The organism is Natronorubrum texcoconense (assembly GCF_900100335.1).
Lineage (GTDB): Archaea > Halobacteriota > Halobacteria > Halobacteriales > Natrialbaceae > Natronorubrum > Natronorubrum texcoconense.
In genome coordinates this window covers 67,297-92,095 of the sequence record NZ_FNFE01000010.1, presented here as the reverse complement: position 1 = coordinate 92,095, position 24,799 = coordinate 67,297, and the positions used below count along the sequence as shown (strand labels likewise).

Sequence of the window (24,799 nt, the reverse complement as noted above, 5' to 3'; positions counted from 1 at the left end):
AAAACGCTCGGGCTTTCAGCGGTTCCTGTCGATAGGTGGTTTCGACCCGCCCTTGATCAGCCGCAACACCGTCACGTGGTCGCTCTCGACCGGCTGATCCTCCGGCACCGGCCGCCCGTCGACGAGCACGCTCACTTCGTGGGGACTGAGATCGATCTCGGCCAGCAGCTCCTGATAGGTCGGCGTCGATCCGCCGGTTCCCGCACCGCCGTTCGGGCTCCCAGCGGACACCGTCTCGAGATCGATCTCGTGTGTCTCCTCGCCCTTGACATCGACGGTGACGCGCATAGTCGTCGTTACGAGGCGACCGACTTGAGCGCGTCGCTCGGTTCGGGACGCACTCGAACGGAACGGAGCAGTCGTCGCCACCATCGCCGTTTCCTCAGTCGGCCGTCGGTCCGTCGGGACTACTCTCGTTGCGGGACCCCTGTTCGCGGACTCGTTGACGGTGGGCGTACAGTCCGAATCCGAGCGCGCCGAGACCGAGCAAGAGCACGAGCAGGTTGAGCAGGCCCCCGACGATGGGGAGCTGTGCGAGAACTGCCCCGGCGACCAGTCCGAGGACGAGCGCGAGCCAACGGTTCTCCACGTCGACCAGCGAGAGGAGCCAGGCGGCGACGGCGTACCGGCCGTAGACGATCCCGATCCAGACGAGAAGCGCGAACCCGAACGCGCCGACGACCGAGAACGGAATGCCGACGATCGTGATCGCCATCGCGACCAATAACACGGGAATCGCGACGAGGAGGCCGAACCCCGTCAACCCGATGCGCAGGGGATCGGTCGCGACCCAATCCGCGACCCCGTCGGAGAACCGGGGAAACAGCACGAGCAGCGCGGCGCCGAGCAGCAGGTTCAACGCGAGGACGTACGCCGCGAACAGCCACGACGCGATCGGAACGGCCGTTCCCGTCAGGTCGATTCCGATCGAGGAGTCCTCCGTGATCTCGCCGGCGACGGCGTCGGTGTTCCCCTCGAGGCTGCCGCCGTAGCGCAGATCGCCCGCGATCGACGCGTCGTCGCCGAGCTGGATCGTCTCGGCTCCGACTTTCGCGTCTCCCTCGAGCGTCCCGTCGATCAGGACGCTGCCGGCGCCGGCCGAGAGGTCGCCGCCGATGGTCGCCCCGTCGGTGATCTCGACGCTGCCAGCAGCGGTTTCGACGTCGCCATCGACGGCGCCGGCTATTTGCACGCTCCCGGCGACGGCTTCGACGTCGCCGCCGACCGCGCCGTCGATCTGAACGCTGCCGGCGACCACGCTGACGTCACCCGTGACGGTGCCCTCGATGACGACGGTTCCCGCGAACGCCTCGAGTTCGTCGACCGTCTCTCCCTCCTCGACGACGACGGTGCCGCCGCTTCGACTCTCCGACTGGGCGGCGACCGCAATCGGCACCGTTCCGACGACGACGAGGAGGAGTACGGCGAGGACGAGAAGTGTTCGAATACGATTACTGCCTGTCATACATACACATACGTCGAGTAGCGAGATAAACACGTCACTATAATTTCATTTTAGTACACTATCCGGCGCCCGTGATCGTCCCTCGATTTCGGAACCGAACGCTTTCGGCCGCCGGAACCGCCACGAGCCCCGTCGCGCTCGGCGGCTCCGTCGCGCCCCGAATCCCTATACGTGGCCGCGTCGACGATACGCGTATGTATACGGTTCTGCTGCCGGTCAAGAGCGATCGGAGCCTCGAGGCGGCCGACTACGTCACGGCCCTCCCCGACAGCGAGTCGACGGTCGAGGTCGTCTTACTCAGCGTCTTCGAGGAGTTCGAGGCGGCCGACGAAGCGGGGGTCGTTCGCTCGAGCGACCTCTACGACGAGACCGACCTCCCGGCCCACGTCGTCGAGGTCGCGCAGGTACTCGAGGAGCGTGGCATCGCCGTCACGGTCAGACGCGAACACGGCGATCCGACGGCCGAAATCGTTCGCATCGCCCGCGAGGTCGACGCGGACACGATCGCGATGGCGGGACGGGACCGCTCGGCGACCGGCAAGGTGCTGTTCGGGAGCGTCATTCAGGGCGTGATTCTCGAGTCCGATCGGCCGGTGACCGTTCTCAGACGGGAATAGCCGTTCGCTTCGACTGCGACGGATTCGAGGCCCCCGCGACCGACGGCGGGGTTCGGTCGTTTTATCTTTCGGCCACCCCTTCGCCCGGTATGAGCGAGGCCGACGCCGAGGCGGCGGAGCCGACACCGGGCAAGACCGAAGTCTGGATCGAGAAGTACCGGCCGGAACGGCTCGACGAGATCAAGGGCCACGAGAACATCGTCCCGCGCCTGCAGAACTACGTCGAGCAGGACGAACTGCCGCACCTCATGTTTGCGGGGCCGGCGGGAACGGGTAAAACGACCGCTGCACAGGCTATCGCCCGTGAGGTCTACGACGGTGACTGGCGCGAGAATTTTCTCGAGTTGAACGCTTCCGACCAGCGCGGAATCGACGTCGTCCGCGATCGGATCAAGGACTTCGCGCGCTCCTCGTTCGGCGGCTACAACCACCGGATCATCTTTCTGGACGAGGCAGACGCCCTCACGTCCGACGCTCAGTCAGCGCTCCGCCGAACGATGGAGCAGTTCTCGAACAACACGCGCTTTATCCTCTCGTGTAACTACTCGAGTCAGATCATCGACCCGATCCAGTCTCGCTGCGCGGTCTTCCGCTTTACCGAACTCTCCGAGAAAGCGATCGAGGCACAGGTGCGCGAAATCGCGGCAAACGAGGGCATCGAGGTGACCGACGACGGTGTTGACGCCTTAGTCTACGCGGCCGACGGCGACATGCGAAAAGCGATCAACGGGCTGCAGGCCGCCGCCGTGATGGGCGAAACCGTCGACGAGGAAACTGTCTTCGCGATCACCTCCACCGCTCGGCCGGAGGAGGTCGAGGCGATGGTCGAACACGCCATCGAGGGCGACTTCACCGCCGCCCGCGCCGCCTTAGAGGATCTCCTGATGGATCGCGGACTGGCCGGCGGCGACGTTATCGACCAGCTCCACCGCTCGGCGTGGGAGTTCGACATCCCAGAGCAGGCGACGGTTCGCCTGCTCGAGCGCCTCGGTGAGGTCGACTACCGGATCACGGAGGGTGCGAACGAGCGACTCCAGCTCGAGGCGATGCTGGCGTCGCTGGCGCTCGAGAACGAGTCCTGATCGGCCGCCTCGCCGACGTCCGCGTCAGGTGCCGTCGACGTTGCACTCGACCCCTCGGTCAGCTTCCGTCGGCGTCGCACTCGACTCCGCGGAACGCGAACGCGATGCGGTCGTCGTCCTCGGCGATGCCGATATCCCAGCCGTGAGCGTCGGCGATCCGTTCGATGGGATCGAGGCCGAAGCCGGCGCCGTCACACGTCGCCAGACGGCCGAGATCGGCTCCCGACTTCACACCGGCGACGGCCCGGTTGGCGCCGTCCCATCGGCCGGTGACGTAGAACCCGTCGTCGGCCGTTCCGACGGAGACGACCGTCTGTTCATCCGTGATACGGGTGATCGCTTCGTCGTCGATCGTCCCCTCATCCGCGCGCCACTTCGGCCCGCTGCCGTCGTGTTCGGTCGTCTCCTCGCCGTGTACGATCGCCCGAAAGAGGTGTTCGAACAGCTCCTGGATCCGACTCTTGTCGGCCTTGAGGACGAGATCCTCCTCGGTGACGAGACGCGCGCCGCCGGTCTCGACGACGACCCAGGCCCGTCTGGCGACGTCGTGGAGTGCGACCGGTTCGGTGTCGACGAGCACGTCGTCCCGTCGAGCGATCGTCAGTAACTGCTCGACGAGCGCTAACAGCTGTTCCTGCGCGTCGTCGATCTCGTCGAAGTGCTCTCGATCGCCGGTCTCCGCGGCGAGTTCGAGGTAGCCGCGAGCGACGTTCAGCGGCGTCCGCACGTCCTCGTCGACGAGTTGTGCGATCGTCTCGAGGCGGTGTTCGACGGCGGCGAGTTCGCGTTCCATCCGGTTCGCGTCGGTGACGTCGGTGTAGACGACGACGCCCTCGGTAGGTTCGTCGCTAGCGACGGTGTCGTCGGTTGGTTCGCAATCCGGAACGGTCGAGCAGGGGGCGACGGTGAGCCGGAACGTCCGGATGCCGTCGGCGGTTTCGCGGCGACTGACGAACTGACGCTGCTCGGTCGAACGGACCGCGTCGGCGAGGGTCAGCGCTCGGTCCTCGAGTCCGGGCGGTACGGTCGTCTCGCGGTCAGTGTCATCGATATCGCCGTCGCCGTCAGTGCCGACTTCGTCAGCGCCGATTCCGTTGTCGCCATCAGCGCCGTCGGTACTGCTGCTGCTGCTGCTGCCGCTGTTGCCGTCGTCAGCGCCGCCAATGGCGCTGTCGACGACCGCCGAGCGATCGACGTCGAAGGTGTCCGTGAACCGGCCGGTGACGGCCCGAACGACGGCTCGGTCGTCGACCAGTTCGTATCGAAGCGCCGGAACCGGGAGGCTCGTAAACGCCGTATTCAGTCGGTCTCGGTCGGCCGCGAGTCGATCGCGTTCGTCCCCGATCCGATCCCGCTCGGCCGCCAGTCGGTCGCGTCCATCCGCAAATCGGTCGCGCTCGGCGCGCAGTCGCGTCCGCGTCTCGGCTCGCTCGAGGATCGCCGCCGCGTACCGACAGCACGCCGCGAGGAGCTCCCCGGTCGTTTCGTCGAACGCGCTCGGCTCGGTGTCGGCGATCTGAACGATGCCGACGTCGGCGACTGGGGCGACGCACAGCGAGGCGGCGTCCTCGAACGGCGGTTCGATGGCCGCGTCCTCGGTGTCTTCGATCCGGAGCGGTTCGCCAGTTCTGAAGGCGTCGCCGACCGGTCCCTCGAGCGGCATCGACTCGAGCGTGTCGTCGGGAACTGCGTCCGTCGCGGCCCGGGTGGTGCACTCGCCGAAGTGGACGGTCGAGAGCCAGCAGTAGTCGGTTCCACAGGCGTCGGCCACGAACTCGACGAGGAGTTCGTAGCATCGTTCGCGCCCGCTCTCGTGGTCCCGCCAGGCGGCGAGTTCGGTCGACGACTCGAGGCTCGAGACGACGGCTGCTCGCTCGTCCGTCTCGGCGGAATCGTTCGACTCGGCGATGGCTGCCGACCCGAGGACATCACCCGGCCGGACGGGCTCGAGAGCGAGCGGTTCCTCGGCCGTCCGTGTATCGGCCGTCTCATCCGCGTTCGTAGTAGTTGTTTCATCCGCGGTCGTGTTAGCTGTCTCGTCCGCGGTCGTCTCGGCAGGGTCGTTCGGCTGCACATCGGCTGCGCGTCCCGTCTCGGCTATTGCCTCTTCTCGCGATGTCTCGTCACCGTCGACGGCCGCGCCGTGGCACACCCACTCGATCTCGTCGGCGAGGTGGGCCACCGCGTCGTCCGTCCCCCGGCGCACGTAGCCGGCGATGCCGTCGGTCGAGCGTGCCGCTGTCGGCGCGTAGCTCCGCTCGCAGAAGAGCACCAGCGGCGTCCGTCCGCAGGCGTCGACGATCTCGAGCAGACTCGCCCCCGCCGCGGTCGTCGGCGTCTCGGCGAAGACGACGCAGTCGGCCTCGGGAGCCCAGCTCCGAAGCTGGTCGGTCGCGCTCGTCGACAGCGGCTGAACGGTTCGGTCGGGACCCGAGTCGACGGCCTCGAGTGCGGCCGCCCCGTCGCGAGCCGCAGCCGCCGCTTCGGCGATGTAGAGCACCGTACGCGGTCGTGATCGCGGCGGATGGGTCATGGAACGGTCGAGTATCGTGTGGACGTGACCCTCCAGCATGATAAAAATGCACTGGGGTGTCGAGCGTCGAGCCGTCGCGATCGGTTTCGAGGAACGGCTCCCGTCGCCCAGCCGTCAGGACTCGATCTCCGTCTCATCGCCTTGGGTGGCGACAGTCGTTCGGACCGCGGCCTGCCAGTAGGCGCCGACGATTCCCGCCGGGACGAGCCAGAGCACGCTGAATGGAGCGTACCACTCGAGGTTTCGCGGCGGTGCGACGGCCGCGAACTGGGCGACGCCCGCGGCGGCGACGAGTACCGTCATCGTGACGACCAGCAGGGAGACGGCGTCGATCTCGACGGTAGTCCAGGGGCGAAGCGATCCCACCTGTCGGACGTCGGTCGCGAACATCGCAAGCGCGCAGGCCGCGGCGCCGACGGTCAGCGCGATCACCGCGTCGACCCCGAGGACGTACTGACCCGCGGCGACGTCGCCGAGGAAGACCGGCACGAGCGGCATCGCAAAGGAGAGGAGCGGACCGCCGTTCCAGACCGCGTAGACGAACGGGAGGATCGTGATCGTCGCCGTCGCGAGCGCGATCAGGAGCTTGGTGAGCGTGTCGAACTGCGTCGTCAGCGTCTCGAGCGGCGCGCCGCCGACGGCGACCGTCGATCCGGCGTAGCTGACGGCGAAGAGCGCGGTCAGGCCGAGCAGTCCGGCGATTGCGATCTCCGTCCGGCCGCGCTCGAGTCCCAATAACGGGTGCTCGAGGACGTCGCCGACGGTGGGCCGGCGACCGAACCCGTAGCGGTCGTCGGTGCTCACGCGTCCTCCGTGATGACGGATGCCAGCCCGTCGTAGTCGCGTTGCTCGTTGTCGAGATCGATGGCGTCCGAGGCGACGGCCCAGCCGGCGGCGTCGAAGATCGATTCGATCGCCTCGAGACCGCGGTCGTAGGAGGCGATCCCGTGTTCGGGCCGAGCGCCGGTGTCCTCGTGAGCCTGCATCGAGACGATTCCCTCGAACGACCAGCAGCGGACGTGGAGGCGGCCGCTGGTCCCGTAGTAGGTTTCCGCGGCCGTCGCCTGTTGGCGGACGAAGGTCGACTCCTGTCGATCCCAGGCGTAGCGGGTGTACTCCTCGGGATCGCGGAGCCAGCCCTCGTCCTCGAGGACGGCCATCACGCGCTCGAGTCCGTCGCCGTCGACCTCGTCGTCCGGAACGAGGACGACGTTGATCGGTGCCGTCGCGACGAAGGCGTCGAACTCGTTCGGATCCGCACCGTCCTCGATCGGTCGGTACTGGTACCGGACCATCGGCGTGTCGGTCTCGCCGGTGATCGGCTCGTCGGTCCAGTCGTCGACCGCGGGCGGCGTCTCGGATCCTTCGACGGTTCGATCGATCGGCGTCGAGTCGGGTGGCGACGGTAACGCGGCGATCGCGAGAAGCGTGCCGGCACCCGCGGCCACAGCCGTTCGGAGCAGTGAGCGTCTCGTTCGCATCGTCTCACTTCAAGGGCTGCGGTCGTTCGATCCGGTCTATACCTCTCATTCGAATAGCACTTGTTATCCGAGTATTCCGCTTCCACTATATGTCTTCCCCTTCACATTATAGACCGGCTGGGGTCGTCGTCGCTCGAGGACACACCACGCTCCCGTCCGTCGATATCCGGAAAATGAACGTTGCGGAACTGTTTTAGGCGCTGGCTCGCGAAGAGACGTGTAATGAGCGAACTGGCGGACGCGTACCGTCTCGAGTACTTCGAGGAGGAGGGATTCGAGCGCAAGGAGTGTCCCTCCTGCGGTGCGCAGTTCTGGACCCGCGATCACGACCGGGAAACCTGCGGTGAGCCGCCGTGTGAGGAGTACGGCTTCATCGAGAACCCCGGCTTCGACCAGGAGTACAGTCTCGAGGAGATGCGGGAGGCCTTTCTCTCGTACTTCGAGAGCCACGACCACGAGCGGATCGAGCCCTACCCCGTCGCGGCGAACCGCTGGCGGGACGACGTCCTGCTCACGCAGGCGTCGATCTACGACTTCCAGCCGCTGGTGACGAGCGGCGAGACGCCGCCGCCGGCGAATCCGCTGACGGTCTCCCAGCCCTGCATCCGGATGCAGGACATCGACAACGTCGGGAAGACCGGCCGACACACGATGGCCTTCGAGATGATGGCCCACCACGCGTTCAACACGCGCGAGGACGTCGACGAGGACGAGTACGCCTACTACGGCGAGGTCTACTGGAAGGACAAGACCGTCGAACTCTGCGACGGCTTCTTCGAGTCGTTCGGCGTCGACTTAGACGAGGTCATCTACATCGAGGACCCGTGGGTCGGCGGCGGCAACGCCGGGCCCGCCATCGAGGTCATCTACCGCGGCGTCGAACTCGCCACCCTCGTCTTCATGTCGATGGAGCAGGACGCCGATGGCGAGTACGAGATGAAAGACGGGAACCGCTACAGCCCGATGGACACCTACATCGTCGACACGGGCTACGGACTCGAGCGCTGGACCTGGGTCGCCCAGGGCACCCCGACGGTGTACGAGGCGGTCTACCCCGACATGATCGCGTTCCTCAAGGACAACGCGGGCCTCGAGCACACGGACGAGGAAGAAGCGCTCCTCCACCGGGCCGCGAAGCTCGCGGGCCACATGGACATCGACGAGGCCGAGGACATGGAGACCGCTCGCGGCGAGATCGCGGACGAACTCGGCGTCGACGTCGACGAGTTGACGGCGCTGATGGAGCCCCTCGAGTCCATCTACGCCATCGCCGACCACTGTCGAACCCTCGCGTACATGCTCGGCGACGGCATCGTCCCCTCGAACGTCGGGACGGGCTACCTCGCGCGGATGGTCCTCCGCCGAACGAAGCGGCTCTGTGACACCGTCGGCGTCGACGCGCCGCTGGACGAACTCGTCGACATGCAGGCCGAACGGCTCGAGTACGAGAACCGCGACACGATCCGCGACATCGTCCGCACCGAAGTCGAGAAGTACCGCGAGACGCTCGAGCGCGGCGGTCGCCGGGTCGAAGCGATGGCCGAGGAGTACGCGGAGAGGGGCGAACCGATCCCGGTCGACGAGCTGATCGAGCTCTACGACTCCCACGGGATCCAGCCCGACATGGTCGCCGAAATCGCCGACGAAGCCGGCGCCGAGGTCGACGTGCCCGACGACTTCTACAGTCTCGTCGCGAAACGTCACGACACGCCCGAGGCCGCCGAGGCGACCGACGAGGAGGAGGACGAGCGCTTCGAGGACCTTCCGGAGACGGAGAAGCTCTACTACGACGACCAGCAGCGCACCCAGTTTGAGGCCGTCGTGTTGGACGTCTTCGAGCGCGAGGACGGCTACGACGTCGTTCTCGATCAGACGATGTTCTACCCCGAAGGCGGTGGCCAACCCGCCGACACGGGGACGCTCTCGACCGACGACGCGACCGCCGAGGTCGAAGACGTCCAGATCGAAGACGGCGTCATCCTCCACCGGACCGACGAGAGCCTCGGCAAGGGCGAGTTCGTCAAGGGACAGCTCGACGCGACCCGCCGCCGACAGCTGATGCGCCACCACACGGCGACCCACATCGTCATCCACGCGGCCCGGCAGATCCTCGGCGACCACATCCGGCAGGCTGGCGCCCAGAAGGGCGTCGACAGCTCGCGGATCGACATGCGCCACTACGCGCGCATCTCGCGCGAGGACGTCAAGCGGATCGAGTCGCTGGCCAACGAGATCGTGATGGACAACACCGCGGTCACCCAGGAGTGGCCAGACCGCCACGACGCCGAGGCCGAACACGGCTTCGACCTCTACCAGGGCGGCATTCCGCCGGGCGAGCAGATCCGTCTCATCAGCGTCGACGAGGACGTCCAGGCCTGCGGTGGCACCCACGTCGCCCGAACCGGCGAGATCGGCACGATCAAGGTCCTGAGCACGGAGCGCGTCCAGGACGGCGTCGAGCGCATTTCCTTCGCCGCGGGCGAGGCCGCGCTCGAGGCCACCCAGCGCACGGAGGACGCTCTCTACGGGGCCGCCGAGATCCTCGACGTCTCGCCCGAGGACGTCCCCGAGACCGCCGAGCGGTTCTTCGAGGAGTGGAAGGGCCGTGGCAAGGAGATCGAGGACCTGAAAGAACAGCTCGCGGCCGCTCGAGCCGGCGGCGGAGGCGGCGGCGAGGAGGTCGACGTCGGCGAGACGACCGCGGTCGTCGACCGCATCGACGCCGACATGGGCGAACTGCGCGCGACCGCGAACGCCTTAGTCGAGGAGGGCAAGATCGCCGTGCTCGGCAGCGGCGAAAGTGGTGCGCAGTTCGTCGTCGCCGTTCCCGACGAGTCGGGCGTCAACGCCGGCGAGGTCGTCGGCGAACTCGCCTCGAGAGTCGGTGGCGGCGGCGGCGGCCCGCCGGACTTCGCGCAGGGCGGCGGGCCGAACGTCGAGGATCTGGACGCGGCGCTCGAGGAGGCGCCGGACGTGTTGCGTCAGGTCCAGGACGCCTGAATGGCCGATTCGAACCGTTTCGAACGACTCGAGGACGCTCCTTTCGGCCCGCTCTGGCCGACTGATCGTTCGTTCCGTCTCTGCCGGAAGACGTCTGACGACACGTTCACCCAGGTCAGGTCCGAAACAGCAGTTGGAGACCAGTTTTACTTATCAGAAACTGGAACGAAGCTCTCGCTCAGCACTGTAGAATCACATACCGTCAAACTGCGTGCCACGATTTTCAAACCTTACTGTTCAAATTAGGGTTCGTCCACACCCGACGTTGCAGTTTCTATCCCCGTGAAAAACCCGTGAATGGCAAGAAATAGAAAGCCACCTGCCAACGCATACATGAACAGGGCTTCGTTGAAAGGCATTTCCGACCCAGTGGCCCACTGATAGAAGAAATGAGCTAGTACGAATCCTACAATTATCTTTGATATGTGTGGTATATATTTCATGATCACTGTTCATTTTTCTAACTTATAACGATTGGGGGTGAGATGGTTCAACGATTAGTACGCACGCGTACTTGCCAGCGTTCAGCGGCTGAGCGCTGTTTCGACCGTCCTATTGCGCTGTGTCGTTACGTCGATTCCGCGACGCCGCAGTAGTCGATCGCCGACGTCGCCAGCGTCTGTGCGGTCTCGAGCAGCGACGTGACCGTCGTGTACTCGTCGACGCCGTGGAGGTTCGGGCCGTAGGGTCCGGCAGTGACGACGGGGACGTCGTAGTAGCGCTGGTAGAACCGCTCGTCTAAGGCGGCGTTGCCGCCGACGAAGGTACCTTCCTCGCCGATGATGGACTCGGCGTTGCCCTTGACGATCTCGACGATATCGGCGTCGCGCGGCACCTCGTGCGGCGCCGCGTTCCAGCCGGTCCACTCGACCGTCGGCGGGTTCTCGGCGAGCCACTCGTCCTCGCTGGCTGCGGCCTCGATCGCTCCTTCGATCGCCTCGCGAACGTCGGCGCGGCTCTCGCCCGGTGGCCAGCCGACGCGCCCCTTCATGAGCACTTCGGCGGGCACCGAGGCGGGCCAGTCGCCGCCCTCGACGACGCCGATGTTGATGTTAGTGACGTGGCCCTCGAGCGACGGATCCGCGCCGTAGGCCGGCGGGAAGTCGATGCTCGCCTGGCGCTGCTCGTTCAGCTCGTTCAGCGCCGCCGCGACGTGACTCGCCTTGTCGAAGGCGCTGACGCCCTGGTGGCCCCACGCGGCGTGGGCCTTCTTGCCCGGAACGGTCACGTCGAAGAACATCACGCCGGCGCTGGCGATGCCGACGTTCGGAAGACCGAAGGGCTCCGGAATGATCGCCGCGTCGGGGACGTAGCCGCGCTCGAGCACCGAGAGGAGCCCGCCGACGCCGCCGGCTTCCTCCTCGATCGTGCTCTGGACGTAGAGGTCGCCCGCGAGGTCGACGCCCTCGTCGGCGAGGGTCTCGACGGCGAGGAGGATGGCGGCGAGTCCGCCCTTCATGTCCGAGACGCCGCGACCGTATATCTCGTCGCCCTCGCGGCGGAGCGTCCACGGGTCGGATTCCCACGCCGACTCCGGATCGGCGGGCACGACGTCGATGTGGCCCGAGAGCGCGAGCGTCGGCCCGTCGCCCGTGCCGTCGACCGTCGCCACCGCGTTCTCGCGGCCCTCGTAGCCGTGGTCGTCGTACGAGGAGGTGCGGAAGAAGCCCGGATGGTCCGACAGCGCCTCGGCGTCCGGCTCCCACGTGTCGACCTCGAGGCCGAGTCGGTCGAACTCCTCGAGCATGACGGCCTGTCCACAATTTTCGTTTCCGGTGACGGACTTTTCGGCGACGAGATGCTCGAGCGTTTCGAGCAGCTCATCCTCTCTCGCGGTGATTGATTCCCGTACTCGTGACTTTGCGGTCCGTGCGTCCATGCGGGGGAATGGACCGTCGAAGTGATATACGTATTCGTCTTACGCTACTGGACAGTTCTTGTTAGACGTCACCGTTTCTCTGATAGAACACCATATGTGACTACTGATTAGCTGTCTCACAACAATAATAAGTGCAGAATCATCTCACCCGTTCATGAACGATCTCTGGCGAAAAGGTTATCAATTACTGATTCTTGGAAGCTATTAGCATGGACAGACGAACTTTCGTCAAATCCGCTGGTGCGGCAAGTGTAGTGGGAATGACCGGGCTTGCAGGCTGTCTCGGTGGCGACGACGATTCGCGGACTTGGATGATCCCGTGGGGAGAAGGCGGCGGAACTGACACGTACGCTCGGCAGATGCAACCGCTCGCCGAGGAAGAACTCGACGGATCGATCGAGATCGAAAACCGCGAAGGGGCCGGCAGTATGATCGGCAGCGAGTGGCTCCACGGTCAGGAGAACGATGGCAGCGTGTTCGGGACGGTAAACCCCGCCGGATGGAGTTTTACCTGGCGAGCGTCGGAGATTGACGACTGGCATCCGGACGATTTCGAGCCAATCGCCTACTCCGGGATCTTCGGCTACACGCTCATCGTGAACGATGAGTACGAGATCGAGAGTTTCGACGGTCTCCGCGATGCGTACGAAGACGGCGACATCAGTGGCTTCGGTTACCAGGGCGCCGGAAGTGATAGTCATCTGACGACCCTGCTGCTCAGAGATGAGTACGGCCTCGAGTACGACAACGCCGTCCCGTACGATGGCGGTGGACCGACTCAGGAAGCCGTGATCAGCGACGAGGTCGGCGCTGGCTTCGCGACGAACACGTCCGCCGTCTCGGCCGAGGAGTCCGGCGAGGCATCCGCCGTCGTCAACCTCATGGATATCGATCTCGACGGCGTGTTCCCGGGTATCGACTCGATCACCAACTACGGGGACAGTCTGGCCTGGATCACGGAGTTCTATCAGGTGCAGGTTGCTCCGCCGGACACGCCGGAAGACGAGCGCCAAGAACTCTCCGAGGCGATTCAGTACGCGTGTGAACACGAAGAGACCCAGGAGTGGATGGAGGAGACCGGAAACATCGTCGAGTACGGCGATATGGACGCTGCTGCGGAACAGTACGTCGGAAGCGTCGACGCGATAGAAGAGAACGTTGACGAAGCGATCGGCGGCTTCGACGAGTTCCAGAGAATGGCTGAGGAGGCAGACGACGACTAACCCAACCCACTCTCTTTCGGAGGGATTGGGGCTGACACGCAGGGGAAACTACAGACGAATCCTACAATCCAACATCAGGAATGTTATACGCTGAACGAAACAACAGTCACACTCGTACACGCCGACTCCCGACGCAGAGACGGAAACGGGATGTCAGCGTCGAACGTGTCGTATTCGAAGCCGGAACCGTCGGACGAGAGTCACTATGGATCAGGAACACACAGCGTTAGACGCGGTCAGTCAGCGTATTCGCCCCGTTCTCGCTACCATCGCAGATGGCGGTGAGAAAGTGTTGGGCGAACGACCGACGATGGAACACGTGTTGCTGGTGTTGTTCCTCATTACCGGTGTGTACATGTATTTGGGGGCATCCGAGTTCGCTCCGGCCGCACAACGGTTCCCGCAACTCATGGCCGGCGCGACGGTCGTGTTTTCGGTGCTCTTGCTCGCACGGAACTATCTGACGGTTGTCGGACCGCTCGCCGGTGCTCTCCTGGGTGGATACTTCGCCTACGTGGGTGGGAGCGCATTCGTTGACACCGGAGACGGCCTCTTCTATCTGATTTCGGGCGTCGTTCTTTTCGTCGTTGCCATCGTTTTTCGCGAGCGATTCGGCGCCGCAGTCGAGTCGTTCGTTGCGGAACCCGTCCAGGTGATGGGTGGCGACGACAGCCAACCGAAACAGACCGACGAGGATGCCGATACGACGCTCGAGGAAGAACCCGAGTCCGACGCAGACTCGACCGAAGAGCGCACAGCAGACACATCCGAGTCAAAGACTGACGAGGAAGCGGAATCGGAGGACGAGGGATCGGCCGCGATGTACGTCTACGAAATCGACGATCCGCGGGGCCCCATCGTTACTGGCGCGCTCTGTACGGTGTACATGTTGCTGACGTTTTCGATCGGGATGCTTTATGCAACACCAATTTTCGTCGCGCTCTGGACGCTTTGGGTTCGAATGGACGTTCTCAAAGCGGTCGCGATGGTCGTTCTCAGCTTCATGATCTCCCAGGCGTTCTACGATTTCGTCGAACGAGATGTCGCTCGAGGCTGGCTCACTGGGTGGCAACCGCCGACACCGGCCGACCTGCTCAGCGTCTCGCCGCACACTAACCTGTTCCCACACGCTATCGAGCTGCTGCAGTGGGGTGTTCTGCTCGGATGACGGTGGAATCGTTCGTCGGTGCGATCGAGATGCTACTGACTGCCGAGACGATGATCTGGCTGCTCGCCGGCGTCATCATCGGGATCATCGTCGGTGGCCTTCCCGGACTCGGCCCACCGCTGGGAATGGCGATTATTCTGCCGTTGACGCTCCCGATGGAGGCCTCGAGCGCGATCATCCTGCTCGTCGGGGTTTACAGTGGTTCGATGTACGGCGGTTCGATCGCCGCAGTGTTGATCAACACGCCGGGGGTATCCTCGTCGGCGGCCACGATGTTCGACGGCTATCCGATGTCCAAGCAAGGGCGAGCGGCCACGGCGCTGGCGATCTCCGCTACCGCCTCGGCAATCGCCGGACTGTTCACCATCACGGCGCTGATCCTGTTCTCGCCGGGACTGATCCAGATGGTCCTCGCAGTCGGGACGCCGGAACGGTTCCTCGTCGCGATCCTCGGGTTGGCGATGATCACCGTTGTCACGAAGGGATCGGCTGCAAAGGGGCTGCTCGCCGGCGCTGCTGGGCTGTTGGTCACGACCGTCGGCGTCGCCCAACCGATCTCGCTCGATCGTCGGTACGCTGAATCGCTGTACCTGTACGACGGGATCGACTTCGTGGCAGTGCTGATCGGTTTGTTCGCGATCGCGGAGATGATGAAACTCGCCGGGCAGAAAGGCGGCATCGCAGAGGGTGACGTCGAAATCGACAAGGCGGGAATCAAGGAGGGAGTCGTAACGACGCTCAAACATCCCGTGACGGTCTTCAAGTCCGCGAACATCGGGTTGATCGTCGGTGCGATTCCCGGTGCGGGTGCGACGGTGTCGAACTTCGTCGCGTACACCGAAGCGGTCCGCTCGTCGAAAGATCCCGACTCGTTCGGGTCCGGAAACGAGGTCGGTGTAATCGCCTCGGAGGCGTCCAACAACGGGACCGTGGCCGGCTCGCTCGTGCCCGCGATCTCGTTCGGTATTCCGGGCAGTTCTTCGACCGCCGTACTCATCGGCGGCCTGCTCATGCACGGTCTCAGACCGGGGCCAAGCATGTTCGACCCGTCGGGCGAACTCCAGTTGACGTACACGCTGCTGTTGGCGTTGCTCGTCGGCAACGTGGTTATCCTGATCGTCGGGCTGTCGATGGTCACACGACTCAGCTACCTGACGAAGATCGACACGAACTATATCATCCCGATGGTCGTCGTGCTCTCGTTCCTGGGCACGTACGCGCTGCGGGGGAACCCGATCGACGTGCTGACGATCATCGTCTTCGGGGTAATCGGCTTCTACATGGTCCGGTACAACTACTCGGTGATCGCGTTCGTCCTCGGGGTCGTCCTCGGTGACATCGCCGAGGGGAACCTCTACACCGCCATGCAGCTCTCGGACGGCTCGTTCATGATCTTCGTCAATCCGTTCGAGTACGGACGATGGCTGTCGCTGGTGCTGAGCATCCTGATCGTGCTTCTCATCTTCGGCCCGTACGTCAAACAGTGGTGGGAACGGCACCAGTCGGCGTGAGCCGGCGCCGCTAGCTTTCATCCCTGTTTTTCGTCTCGCTTCACTTCTGGTGGGTCGATCGTTCCGTGTTCGACCGTCGACCCGTGGGTACTCACTGGCGTCCGACACGAACGTGGCCGGATTCCCACTGGTATTTTGACCACCCTCTTCCTGCGTCGTATATGGAGTTTTCGACAGCGTGGGACGACGAGCTACGGTCGTTCGTCGACGAGCTGTGTCGGTTCGAGACGACCGCCGGAGACGAGGCGGCCGCCCAGCGGTGGCTCGCCGACACCCTCGAGGAGTGGGGCTTCGAGACTTACGAGTGGGAGGCCGACCCCGAAGCGCTCGCCGCCCATCCGTCGTTTCCCGACGATCCGGATGACCTCGAGACGGCGAACCGACCGAGCGTGGGCGGCGTCCTCGAGTTCGGCGATCCGGACGCGGGGAAGACGCTGGTGCTGAACGGCCACGTCGACGTGGTGCCGCCGGGCAACGGCTGGGAGGGGGATCCGTTCGAGCCGCGGTGGAGCTCCGGCAACGGCGATACGCTCACCGCCCTCGGCGCGACCGACATGAAAAGCGGGCTCGCGGCCTGCGTCTTTGCAGCGCGACACCTCGCATCGATCGAGTCCGCATTCGACGGCCGGCTCGTCGTCGAGAGCGTCGTCGGCGAGGAGGAAGGTGGTATCGGCGCGGCAGCAGCGGCGCTCGAGAACCCCTACCCCTTCTCGCGGGACGCGGCGATCGTCGCCGAACCGACGCAGTGTCGGCCGGTGATCGCCACCGAAGGGAGTCTGATGAAACGATTGCGCCTCGAGGGTCGGTCGGCCCACGCGGCGACGCGCTGGCACGGGGAGTCCGTCCTCCCGCCGTTCGAGCGAATTCGACGGGCGTTCGACGATCTCGAGACCGAGCGCGGCGAGCGCGTCACCCACCCGCTCTACGAGGAGTTCCCGATTCCGTGGCCCGTCTGCGTCGGCCGCGTCGAGGCGGGCAACTGGGCGTCGTCGGTGCCCGACGAACTCACCGCGGAGCTCCGGATCGGCGTCGCGCCGGGCGAGACGGTCGACGAGGTCGAACGGGAGTTCGAGCAGCGACTGTCCGATATCGTCGCCGAGGACCCCTTTTTCGATTCGAACCCGCCCGAATTCGAGCGATTCTCGATCCAGTTCGAACCCGCCGAGACCGACGCCGAGGAGCCGGTGGTCCGGGCGGTACAGGAGGCGATGGAGACGATGGATCTGCCGGAGATCGAGCCTCGAGGCGCGACCTACGGCGCGGACAGCCGCCACTACGTCCACGCGGGGATTCCGACGGTGGTGTTCGGTCCCGGCGACATCCAGCAGGCGCACTTCCCCGAGGAGTCGATCGAGTGGCCGGAGGTGCTGACGGCGAGCGAAACGATCGCCGAGGCGGCCAGGGCGTTTCTGTCGGACTGACTCGAGTATCGAACGCGTTCGCGAACCGAAACTCTCGCCTTGCTCGCCCCGTCAGTTCCGGTATGTCAACTGCGTCGAACGGAGACGTCTCGCTGTACTACGCTCGCGCGGGTGCGGGTGGCGGCGCCGAATCGATCGTCTTCGTTCCCGAAGCCGGGCTCGGCGGCTGGTCGTGGGGCTGGCAACACGCCGCCCTCGCCGGCCCCCACGAGGTCGTCGTCTGGGACCTCCGCGGGACGGGGCGCTCCGACGCTCCGCCGGGACCGTACGACCTCGAGACCCTCGTCGCCGATCTCGAGGCCGTCCTGGCCGACTGCGAGATCCGGAAGGCCCACCTCGTCGGCTGCGGCCTCGGCGGCGCGATCGCCTTGCGCGCCGCGCGAGAGACGAACCGCGTCGAGACGCTGACGCTCTTTGGAACCGCGTCGCGAGGCGAGGAGTTCGACCTCGAGGCGCTGTTCGCGCCGCCGGACGACCGCGCGGCGTTGCGGGACTCGCTCGAGGCTGGGCTCTCGGACGAGTTCTGCGAGGCCCAGCCGGAGGTGTGTGAGGGGATCGTCGATTGGCGGGCCGACGGGGACGCCGACCGCGAGGGCTGGGAAGCACAGGTCGCGGCCCTCGAGGGGTTCGACGCGAGCGACTGGCTGGTCGAGGTCACCCAGCCGACGCGAGTGATCCACGGCGGGGCCGACGAACTGGTCGCGCCTGCGGCCGGACGGTCGCTCGCTCGAGGGCTTCCGCGCGGGGCGTTCGAGGGACTCGATGGGGCCGGACATCTCTGCTTCGTCGAGCGTTCGCGGACGGTCAACGATCGGATCATGGGCTTTCTCGAGGCACGCGTGGACGACGAGTGAGGTGCTCGGCGGGGCGGACTCGAGTCTCGAGTGATACACTGGGGTGACCAGCGTAGTACACGACGGCGATCGCACTGCGCTCTCTCGCTTCGACTCGAGATCGTGAGAGTCGGTATACTCATCAGGACGCCTGACAGTGGTGTACTCATGAACAGCGTTCATCGGTTCGGGGTCGCGATCGCCATCGTCGTTCTCTCCGGGGCGGCGAGTCTCCTCGCGACACCCTCGCTCCCCGACCAGGTCGTCTCTCACTGGAACGCTGCCGGGGAGCCCGACGGCACGATGTCGAAGACGGCGGCACTCGTCTTTCTGCCGGCACTTTCCGCCGGTCTTCTCGGCGTGTTCGCCTTGCTCCCGCGAATCGATCCGAATCGAGCGAACATCGAGGCGTTCCGCCCGTCGTACGACTGGTTCGTCGTCCTGTTCACCGGGTTTCTCTTCGTCGTCCACGTCGGCATTATCGCGTTCAACCTCGGCTACCAGTTCGACTTCACCGCGCTGATCGTCGCGAGCCTTGCACCCCTGTTCTACTTCGTCGGTATCGTGCTCGAGAACGCGAAACAGAACTGGTTCGTCGGCATTCGAACACCGTGGACGCTCAGCAGTGAGACGGTCTGGAACCGGACCCACGTACTCGGGAGCAGACTGTTCAAACTCGCCGCGCTCGTGATGCTCGGCGGACTGGTGTTCGACGCGTACGCCATCTATTTCCTCCTCGTTCCGCTGCTGCTGACCGCCGGCGTGACGATCGTGTATTCGTACGTTCTCTACGAACGGCTCGAGGAGACTGCATCGACGTCTCGGGGCCACTGAGCTCGACGGTGATTCTCCTCCAATCGACTCGGCGGCACTCGATCGCGTTCGACGAATCGTCGGCACTCTTGACTCCATCGGCGGCACGTACAGAAGAGGTGTTACCGCTCCGGACCGACCGAGCAACGTGCGGTGGCGTGCGCTGGCTCTCGGTGAGCGGAGAGCGAACCGTGAGCCGAAGTCGTACGAGGGATGAGTGAGCGAGAGCGCGGCGCAACGCGCCGCGGCAAGGCGAACGGCCGGCGGCCGTGAGCCCGTGAGCGAACGAATCGGCTGGGGAGGGCGTGACACTCATCGCCGCCAGCAACTGCAGAACACTCGCCTGCGGTATCCATCATCCACACCCGAGCGTTCACTAAGCAACAGCATTGTACGGCTGGCTCCCGCAGACCGATATCTACGAGGTCGTTTCAGAGGAATCTAACGGAGCGGCGTGCTTGCGCTTGACCCCCTATCTACTACGTGCTTCTGAATCCAACTCGGAGTCGTGACGCTCTCGCTGGCACGACGGGCTGAACGCTTCCCGGGCCGGACGGCGGTCGTCGATATCTCCGAAGAACGGCTGTACGCGCCCGCAGAGACCATCCACGAGCACCGGATATCGTACGGCGAACTCTCTGCGATGGCGACGCGGACGGCCGAACACCTCTCGGCGCTCGAGGTCGACACCGGCGACGTCGTCTGTCTCGTCACGCGAAATCGAGTCGCCTCGCTCGCGTGCTTCTTCGCCTGCCGACGACTCGGCGCGACGTTTTTCCCGATCTCTCACTGGCTGACGCCCGCCTCCGTCGAGCGCCCGTTCGACGTCGTCGATCCCGCCCTCGTCGTCTCGGAAGCCGCCCAGCGCGACCTCGTGCGTTCGATCCCGTTCGATCGCTCGGTGACGCTCGAGGAACTGGCCGAGGCTGACCGCGACCCGTTCGAAGCGACGGACGGGTCGGGCGGCGAGCTCCCGTTACTGTTCCTCCACGGCGACGACGGCCGGCCGGTCGTCGGCTACTCCGAACGCGCCCTCGAGTGGAACTGCATCTCGACCCTCGTCGCGTGGGGGCTGTCGGGCGACGACGTCGTCCCGCTCGTGACGCCGCTCTCGGCCGTAGACGGGCTCGTTCGCGCCGCACTGTCGACGCTCTACGTCGGCGGCACCCTCCTGCTCGATCGGGCGTTCGATCCCGGCGATACCCTGACCGCCATCGAGGCGGAGGATGCGACGTTCCTCGCTGGTCGAAATCAGGGACTCTCCGACCTGACCGCCGAGTCGGGATTCGCCGACCGCGTCGGCTCCCTCGAGCGGGTCGTCGTCGAGGGATCGATGGACGACGAGGTTCACGAACGGTACCGGGAAGCCGGCGTCCCGGTCGCTCGAGCGTACGGTCGACTCGAGTGTCCGACCGCCTTCAGCCAGTCGTTCGCGACGGACACCGACGCGGACGAAACGGCTGGCGACGAACCCAGCGTCGGCCGACCGGTCCCGGACTGTCGTGCTCGACTGGTCAGTGACGACGGATCCGTCCTCGAGGGCGAGGCGGACGGCCGACTCGAGTTGTCGGGGGCCGTCCTCGCCGACGGCTACGTAAGTGCTGCCGGAACTGACGACGAAAACCGGGACGAGTCCGCTGCAATTCAGAGCGACGAACACGAGGATACGGGCGACCGCGGTCAGTTTGGCGACGATTGGTTCAATACCGGTGACCAATTTAGCCGGACCGCCGGCGGGACGTACCAGCCCCGGTAATCAGTCATTATCAGCGTAAACGAATGTCGTCCACAGGGCTCGAGAGGCGCAAATACCTAGCCGTCCGTGGTTGCGGCAACCCCGGTGGCGGACGGAAAGCATATGCCCTCGGAGTAGCGAATACGGGACGATGGATCAGCTTCGTATTGCCGTCCTGAACGCAGCTCATCGGGACGAGAACACGACACGAAACTTCCGGCGCGAACTCGACGGCTCGCTGTCCGAGTTCGACGCCACGAGCGGGGAGGTACCCGAGGACTTCGACTACGATGCGGCCGTCGTCACGGGTTCGCGGTCGTCGGTGTACTGGGACGAAGAGTGGATGCAAGCGACCAAAGCGTGGGTCGGAGAGGCGATCGACCGAGAGATTCCGTTCCTGGGAATCTGTTGGGGCCACCAACTGCTCGCGGACGTCCTCGGCGGCACCGTCGAGGATATGGGTGCCTACGAAGTCGGCTACAGCGAGATCGAACGACTCGAGGAGTCACGCCTGTTCGAGGGTATCGACGACGAATTTACCGCCTTCACCAGCCACTCCGACGAGGTGACGGAACTGCCAGCCGGTGCGACGCCGCTCGCCGAAAACCACTACTCGAATCACGGCTTCCGCAAGGACCGCGTGTTCGGCGTCCAGTTCCACCCCGAGTACGACACGAAGACCGCCCGCGAACTCGTCCACCGAAAGGATCTCTCGGACGAGCGACTCCAGACGGTCCTCGAGGAGATCACCGACGAGAACTACCAGCGAGCCTGCGAGGCGAAGTTGGTGTTCGACAACTTCCTCGAGTTTGTCCGCGACGTGACTGCGGCCGATGTCGCTGCGACCGCAGCGAGTGCGGACGCGTCGACGTCCGTCGGCTGTTCCGACTAACTGTCGGGACTGAACCGTCTTTCCTGTCTTCTGGCTCGGATTCGCTTCGAGTATCAGCAACCGGCACCCACTAAGAAAGTTCCAGAACTCGACTCTCCGTCTCGGGAGAACAGTTTTCCCAGTGGAATCCACTACTACATGTATGAGCACGTCGATCAAGGTTACGGATACGACGAAATCCCGACTCGAGGAACTCCAGGCAGAGATCCGTCTCGAGACGGGCCAGAACGTAACTCAACAGGACCTTCTCGAGCGAATCGTTACCAGCACGTACGAGTCGAGAGACGAGTTGATCGACTCGTTCCGTGACGAGTTCGAACCGTTGTCCGAGGACGAGATCGATCGGTGGCTGTCCGGAACCGTCGACTCGGGTATCGAAACGACTGAAGAAGACATCGACACCGTGCTGTACGGCGAATGAGCATTTTCATCGACACCGGTGTATTCTTCGCACAGCACGACAGTGCCGCGGCGAGACACGAAACCGCCTCGGATGCGATGCGTGCTGTCCTGGCAGGACGTCTCGGACAACCGTATACGAGCGACTACGTGATCGACGAAGCGGTGACACTTACACGGAAACGCACCGGCAGCTACGACGCTGCGTGGACTATCGGACAGCGGATTCTCGGGCGTGGAGAGTATCCGGATCGGATCGAACTGAAACAGATCGACTCGGAACTGTTCGAAGAGACGCTCGAGACGTTCGAGAGATACGACGATCACTCGCTCAGTTTCACGGACGCGAGTACGATCGCGATCGTCGAACAGAACGATATCGATTCTGTACTCAGCTTCGACGACGACTTCGACGGACTCGTGGACCGAATCGATCCATCGTCGGTGTAGTTCGTCCAGTAGGGACTGTTAGAAACGCCTTCGTTTAGGCAGAGATACGGCGACAGAAAACTGCGACTGACTCGGCGAGGTGGGATCGCGATCAGTCGGCTGCGGCTTCGATCTTCGCTTCCTCCGCCGCGCCGATCGCTTCGACGACGAGCTCGGCGATGTCGACGATCTCGATCTCCTCTTCGTAGCCGCCGGTCTTGCGGCCGTCCTCGTACATCGTCATGCACATCGGACAGGCGACGACGAACTTCTCGACGTCGGGGCCGTTGTCGGTGTCCTCGAGCGCTTCCCGAATCCGTTCTTCGCTCGGTTTGGGCTCCTCTTCGAAGTCCATCCAGAGACCGCCGCCGCCGCCGCCACAACAGAAGGAGTTGTCGCGGTTGCGGGGCATCTCGTCGAGTTCACAGCCCGTGGCTTTGATGAGTTCACGCGGGGCCTCGTACTCGTCGTTGTACCGGCCGAGGTGACACGGATCGTGGTAGGTGACCGTGTAGTCGAGTTCGGTGCCGGTGAGGTCGAGCGCACCGGTTTCGACGAGTTCCTCGACCGCTTGCGTCCAGTGAAGGACATCGATCTCGCCGTCTTCGTTCCAGAACTCCTCGTACTCGAACGGCATCATCGGATCGTCGGCGAACTCCTCGAAGTCGACCTCCGGATACTCGTTCTTGAAGGTGTTGTAGGAGTGTGGGTCGGTGCAGATGATTTTGTCGAACTCGCAGTCCTCCCAGGTTTCGACGTGGTGGCCGGCCAGTTCGACGTAAAGGAACTCCTCGCCGACGCGGCGGATGTCGTTCCCGTCGTACTTCTCGTCGTCGAAGAGGATGCCGAAGCTGACATCGGCTTCCTTCAGAATCGTCGCCAGCGAGCGAGCGACCTGCTTGTTGCGCTCGTCGTAGCTCGGGAAGTCGCCGACGTACCAGAGGTAGTCGACTTCTTCCTCGCGGGCGTCGGGGACGTCGAACTCGAGTTCGTCGGCCCAGTCGCCGCGGTTGCGCGGCGAGTCGCCGAACGTGTTGCCGTTCTGCATGACGTTCTGGAAGACGTCCTGCATGCTCGGTGCGATGTCGCCCTGGTCGGTCATCTGGCGCTGCAGTCGGGTGAAGGACTGCAGGTGCTCGATCTCGACGGGACAGGCGTCCATGCAGGCCATGCAGGCCATACAGGATTCCATCGTCTCCGTGTTGATGACGCTCGTCCCGCCGTCGGCGATCATCGGCTTCTCCTCGCCGCCGGCGTCGAGCTGTTCGCGGTACTTCTTCAGGTCGAGGATGACGTCACGCGGGTCGAGCGGTCGATCGGACGCCTTCGCCGGACAGACCGAGGAACAGCGACCGCACTTGGTACAGGCGTCCTGGTCGAGGATCTCCTTCCAGGTGAAGTCGTCGATGGATTCGGCGTTGGTCGCGTCGAGGTCCGCCGGCACGTTCGGAAGCCGCTTGCCGGCCTTCTCGTCGCGCGTGACGACGTTCGCGAACGAGGAGATCATGTGGAACGGCTTGGCGTAGGGAATCCACGCGATGAAAAAGAGGGCGAGCAACGAGTGGGACCACCAGGACAGCCAGTGGAGCGTCTCGGCGTTGAAGCCGAGGTTCGCGACGGCGGAGTAGTCCGCACTCATCGCCGCTTCGGTCGTGGGGATGCCGATCGCGCCGAACAGCATCGCGAGCCCGTAGCCGACGAAGCTGACGACCTCGTGTTCGGGCATGCCAGTGATGTAGATGCGAAGGCCCTCGAGTAGGAAGCCACCCACGCCGAGACCAAAGAGCGTCCAGATGAAGATATCGTCCTCGTTCGAGGTGTGGCGGCCCCAGAGACGGTGGTTCTGAACCCAGTAGCGTCGGTAGAGGGCCATCCCGATCCCGACGACGAACAGCAGGCCCATGGCGTCGACCATGAACTGGTAGCCGAGGTAGAAGTCGCCCTCCCAGAAGACGATCCCGAAGATAAGCTCCGTAGTGTACTGCTCGAAGCCGATGATCGCGGTCGCGATCAGCAGCGTCAGGAATCCCCAGAGGATAAACGAGTGCATCAGGCCGCCGTAGAGATCCCTGTTGAACTGCTTCTCGTTCGAGAGAACGATCTTGGCCGAACTGACGATTCGATTCGGGAGGTCGTCCAGACGGTCGAACGGGTCGTCGTCACCCTGCGTGTACCGGCTGAACCGCTGGTAGAGTCCGTAGGCGAAGACGGCGAGCGTGATCACCACGAGGAGATAGAACAGCGCGTAGCCGACGCTGCCGATCCCCAGGTAGGTCTCCCGTCCCACCTCCGATTGTGCTATGACGTTCATGTACAAT

Annotated in this window: 21 protein-coding genes; 13 read left to right on the top strand and 8 right to left on the bottom strand. The window is 64.4% G+C overall.

Annotated elements, in window-relative coordinates; translation table 11 throughout:
* Positions 1–15: 15 nt before the first annotated feature.
* Positions 16–288, bottom strand: coding sequence for a ubiquitin-like small modifier protein SAMP2 (gene samp2 / locus BLT08_RS21920; RefSeq protein WP_090312359.1), 273 nt, complete (start codon positions 286–288; stop codon positions 16–18).
* Positions 289–382: 94 nt separating this feature from the next.
* Positions 383–1,465, bottom strand: a complete 1,083-nt coding sequence (locus BLT08_RS21915; protein ID WP_090312318.1) for a bactofilin family protein — start codon at positions 1,463–1,465, stop codon at positions 383–385.
* Between the two features lie 194 nt (positions 1,466–1,659).
* Here BLT08_RS21915 and BLT08_RS21910 point away from each other — a divergent pair, with 194 nt between their 5' ends.
* Both BLT08_RS21910 and BLT08_RS21905 read left to right on the top strand, forming a co-directional pair.
* A complete protein-coding gene (locus tag BLT08_RS21910; protein WP_090312356.1) occupies positions 1,660–2,082 on the top strand; it encodes a universal stress protein in 423 nt (140 codons plus the stop codon).
* An 89-nt stretch (positions 2,083–2,171) separates the two neighbouring features.
* Positions 2,172–3,164, top strand: a complete 993-nt coding sequence (locus BLT08_RS21905; protein WP_090312315.1) for a replication factor C small subunit — start codon at positions 2,172–2,174, stop codon at positions 3,162–3,164.
* 58 nt (positions 3,165–3,222) lie between these two features.
* Here the strand turns inward: BLT08_RS21905 and BLT08_RS21900 are convergent, their stop codons facing one another.
* The 3 genes from BLT08_RS21900 to BLT08_RS21890 form a co-directional block, all read right to left on the bottom strand.
* Positions 3,223–5,697: a GAF domain-containing sensor histidine kinase gene (locus tag BLT08_RS21900; RefSeq protein ID WP_090312354.1), complete on the bottom strand. Its 2,475-nt coding sequence runs from the start codon at positions 5,695–5,697 to the stop codon at positions 3,223–3,225.
* Between the two features lie 114 nt (positions 5,698–5,811).
* Positions 5,812–6,501 carry a hypothetical protein gene (locus BLT08_RS21895; RefSeq protein ID WP_090312313.1) on the bottom strand — a complete coding sequence of 230 codons (690 nt, stop codon included), beginning with the start codon at positions 6,499–6,501 and terminating at the stop codon, positions 5,812–5,814.
* Entirely contained in the window at positions 6,498–7,178 is a 681-nt protein-coding gene (locus BLT08_RS21890) for a hypothetical protein (RefSeq protein ID WP_090312310.1), read from the bottom strand. Before BLT08_RS21890 ends, BLT08_RS21895 begins: the two co-directional genes overlap by 4 nt.
* A 222-nt stretch (positions 7,179–7,400) precedes the next feature.
* On the opposite strand from BLT08_RS21890, the gene alaS reads away from it, so the two are divergent.
* Entirely contained in the window at positions 7,401–10,178 is a 2,778-nt protein-coding gene (gene alaS, locus BLT08_RS21885) for an alanine--tRNA ligase (protein WP_090312307.1), read from the top strand.
* A gap of 242 nt (positions 10,179–10,420) precedes the next feature.
* Here the strand turns inward: alaS and BLT08_RS22755 are convergent, their stop codons facing one another.
* A complete protein-coding gene (locus BLT08_RS22755; RefSeq protein WP_139171349.1) occupies positions 10,421–10,621 on the bottom strand; it encodes a hypothetical protein in 201 nt (66 codons plus the stop codon).
* A gap of 125 nt (positions 10,622–10,746) precedes the next feature.
* A complete protein-coding gene (locus BLT08_RS21880; protein WP_090312304.1) occupies positions 10,747–12,057 on the bottom strand; it encodes an ArgE/DapE family deacylase in 1,311 nt (436 codons plus the stop codon).
* Between the two features lie 209 nt (positions 12,058–12,266).
* Between BLT08_RS21880 and BLT08_RS21875 the strand changes: the two genes are divergently transcribed.
* From BLT08_RS21875 to BLT08_RS21830, 10 genes are all read left to right on the top strand, one after another.
* Positions 12,267–13,280 carry a Bug family tripartite tricarboxylate transporter substrate binding protein gene (locus BLT08_RS21875; protein WP_175529412.1) on the top strand — a complete coding sequence of 338 codons (1,014 nt, stop codon included), beginning with the start codon at positions 12,267–12,269 and terminating at the stop codon, positions 13,278–13,280.
* 205 nt (positions 13,281–13,485) lie between these two features.
* Complete coding sequence (locus BLT08_RS21870) at positions 13,486–14,448, top strand: hypothetical protein (RefSeq protein ID WP_090312301.1); 963 nt, start codon at positions 13,486–13,488, stop codon at positions 14,446–14,448.
* Positions 14,445–15,959: a tripartite tricarboxylate transporter permease gene (locus BLT08_RS21865; RefSeq protein WP_090312298.1), complete on the top strand. Its 1,515-nt coding sequence runs from the start codon at positions 14,445–14,447 to the stop codon at positions 15,957–15,959. The genes BLT08_RS21870 and BLT08_RS21865 overlap by 4 nt, the downstream gene beginning before the upstream one ends.
* A gap of 161 nt (positions 15,960–16,120) precedes the next feature.
* Positions 16,121–17,380, top strand: a complete 1,260-nt coding sequence (locus BLT08_RS21860; protein ID WP_090312296.1) for a M20/M25/M40 family metallo-hydrolase — start codon at positions 16,121–16,123, stop codon at positions 17,378–17,380.
* Between the two features lie 62 nt (positions 17,381–17,442).
* A complete protein-coding gene (locus BLT08_RS21855; protein WP_090312294.1) occupies positions 17,443–18,234 on the top strand; it encodes an alpha/beta fold hydrolase in 792 nt (263 codons plus the stop codon).
* Between the two features lie 147 nt (positions 18,235–18,381).
* Positions 18,382–19,047 carry an SdpI family protein gene (locus BLT08_RS21850; protein ID WP_090312292.1) on the top strand — a complete coding sequence of 222 codons (666 nt, stop codon included), beginning with the start codon at positions 18,382–18,384 and terminating at the stop codon, positions 19,045–19,047.
* A gap of 487 nt (positions 19,048–19,534) precedes the next feature.
* A complete protein-coding gene (locus BLT08_RS21845) occupies positions 19,535–20,782 on the top strand; it encodes a class I adenylate-forming enzyme family protein (protein WP_090312290.1) in 1,248 nt (415 codons plus the stop codon).
* A gap of 130 nt (positions 20,783–20,912) precedes the next feature.
* Complete coding sequence (locus BLT08_RS21840) at positions 20,913–21,653, top strand: type 1 glutamine amidotransferase (protein ID WP_090312288.1); 741 nt, start codon at positions 20,913–20,915, stop codon at positions 21,651–21,653.
* Between the two features lie 142 nt (positions 21,654–21,795).
* On the top strand, positions 21,796–22,074 hold the full coding sequence (locus tag BLT08_RS21835; RefSeq protein ID WP_090312286.1) for a hypothetical protein: 279 nt from the start codon (positions 21,796–21,798) through the stop codon (positions 22,072–22,074).
* The gene (locus BLT08_RS21830; protein ID WP_090312284.1) at positions 22,071–22,502 is read left to right on the top strand and encodes a type II toxin-antitoxin system VapC family toxin; all 432 of its coding nucleotides are present in this window, start codon (positions 22,071–22,073) and stop codon (positions 22,500–22,502) included. Before BLT08_RS21835 ends, BLT08_RS21830 begins: the two co-directional genes overlap by 4 nt.
* Positions 22,503–22,593: 91 nt before the next feature.
* On the opposite strand, the gene BLT08_RS21825 is transcribed toward BLT08_RS21830, so the two are convergent.
* Positions 22,594–24,792, bottom strand: a complete 2,199-nt coding sequence (locus tag BLT08_RS21825; RefSeq protein WP_090312282.1) for a (Fe-S)-binding protein — start codon at positions 24,790–24,792, stop codon at positions 22,594–22,596.
* Positions 24,793–24,799: the final 7 nt, after the last annotated feature.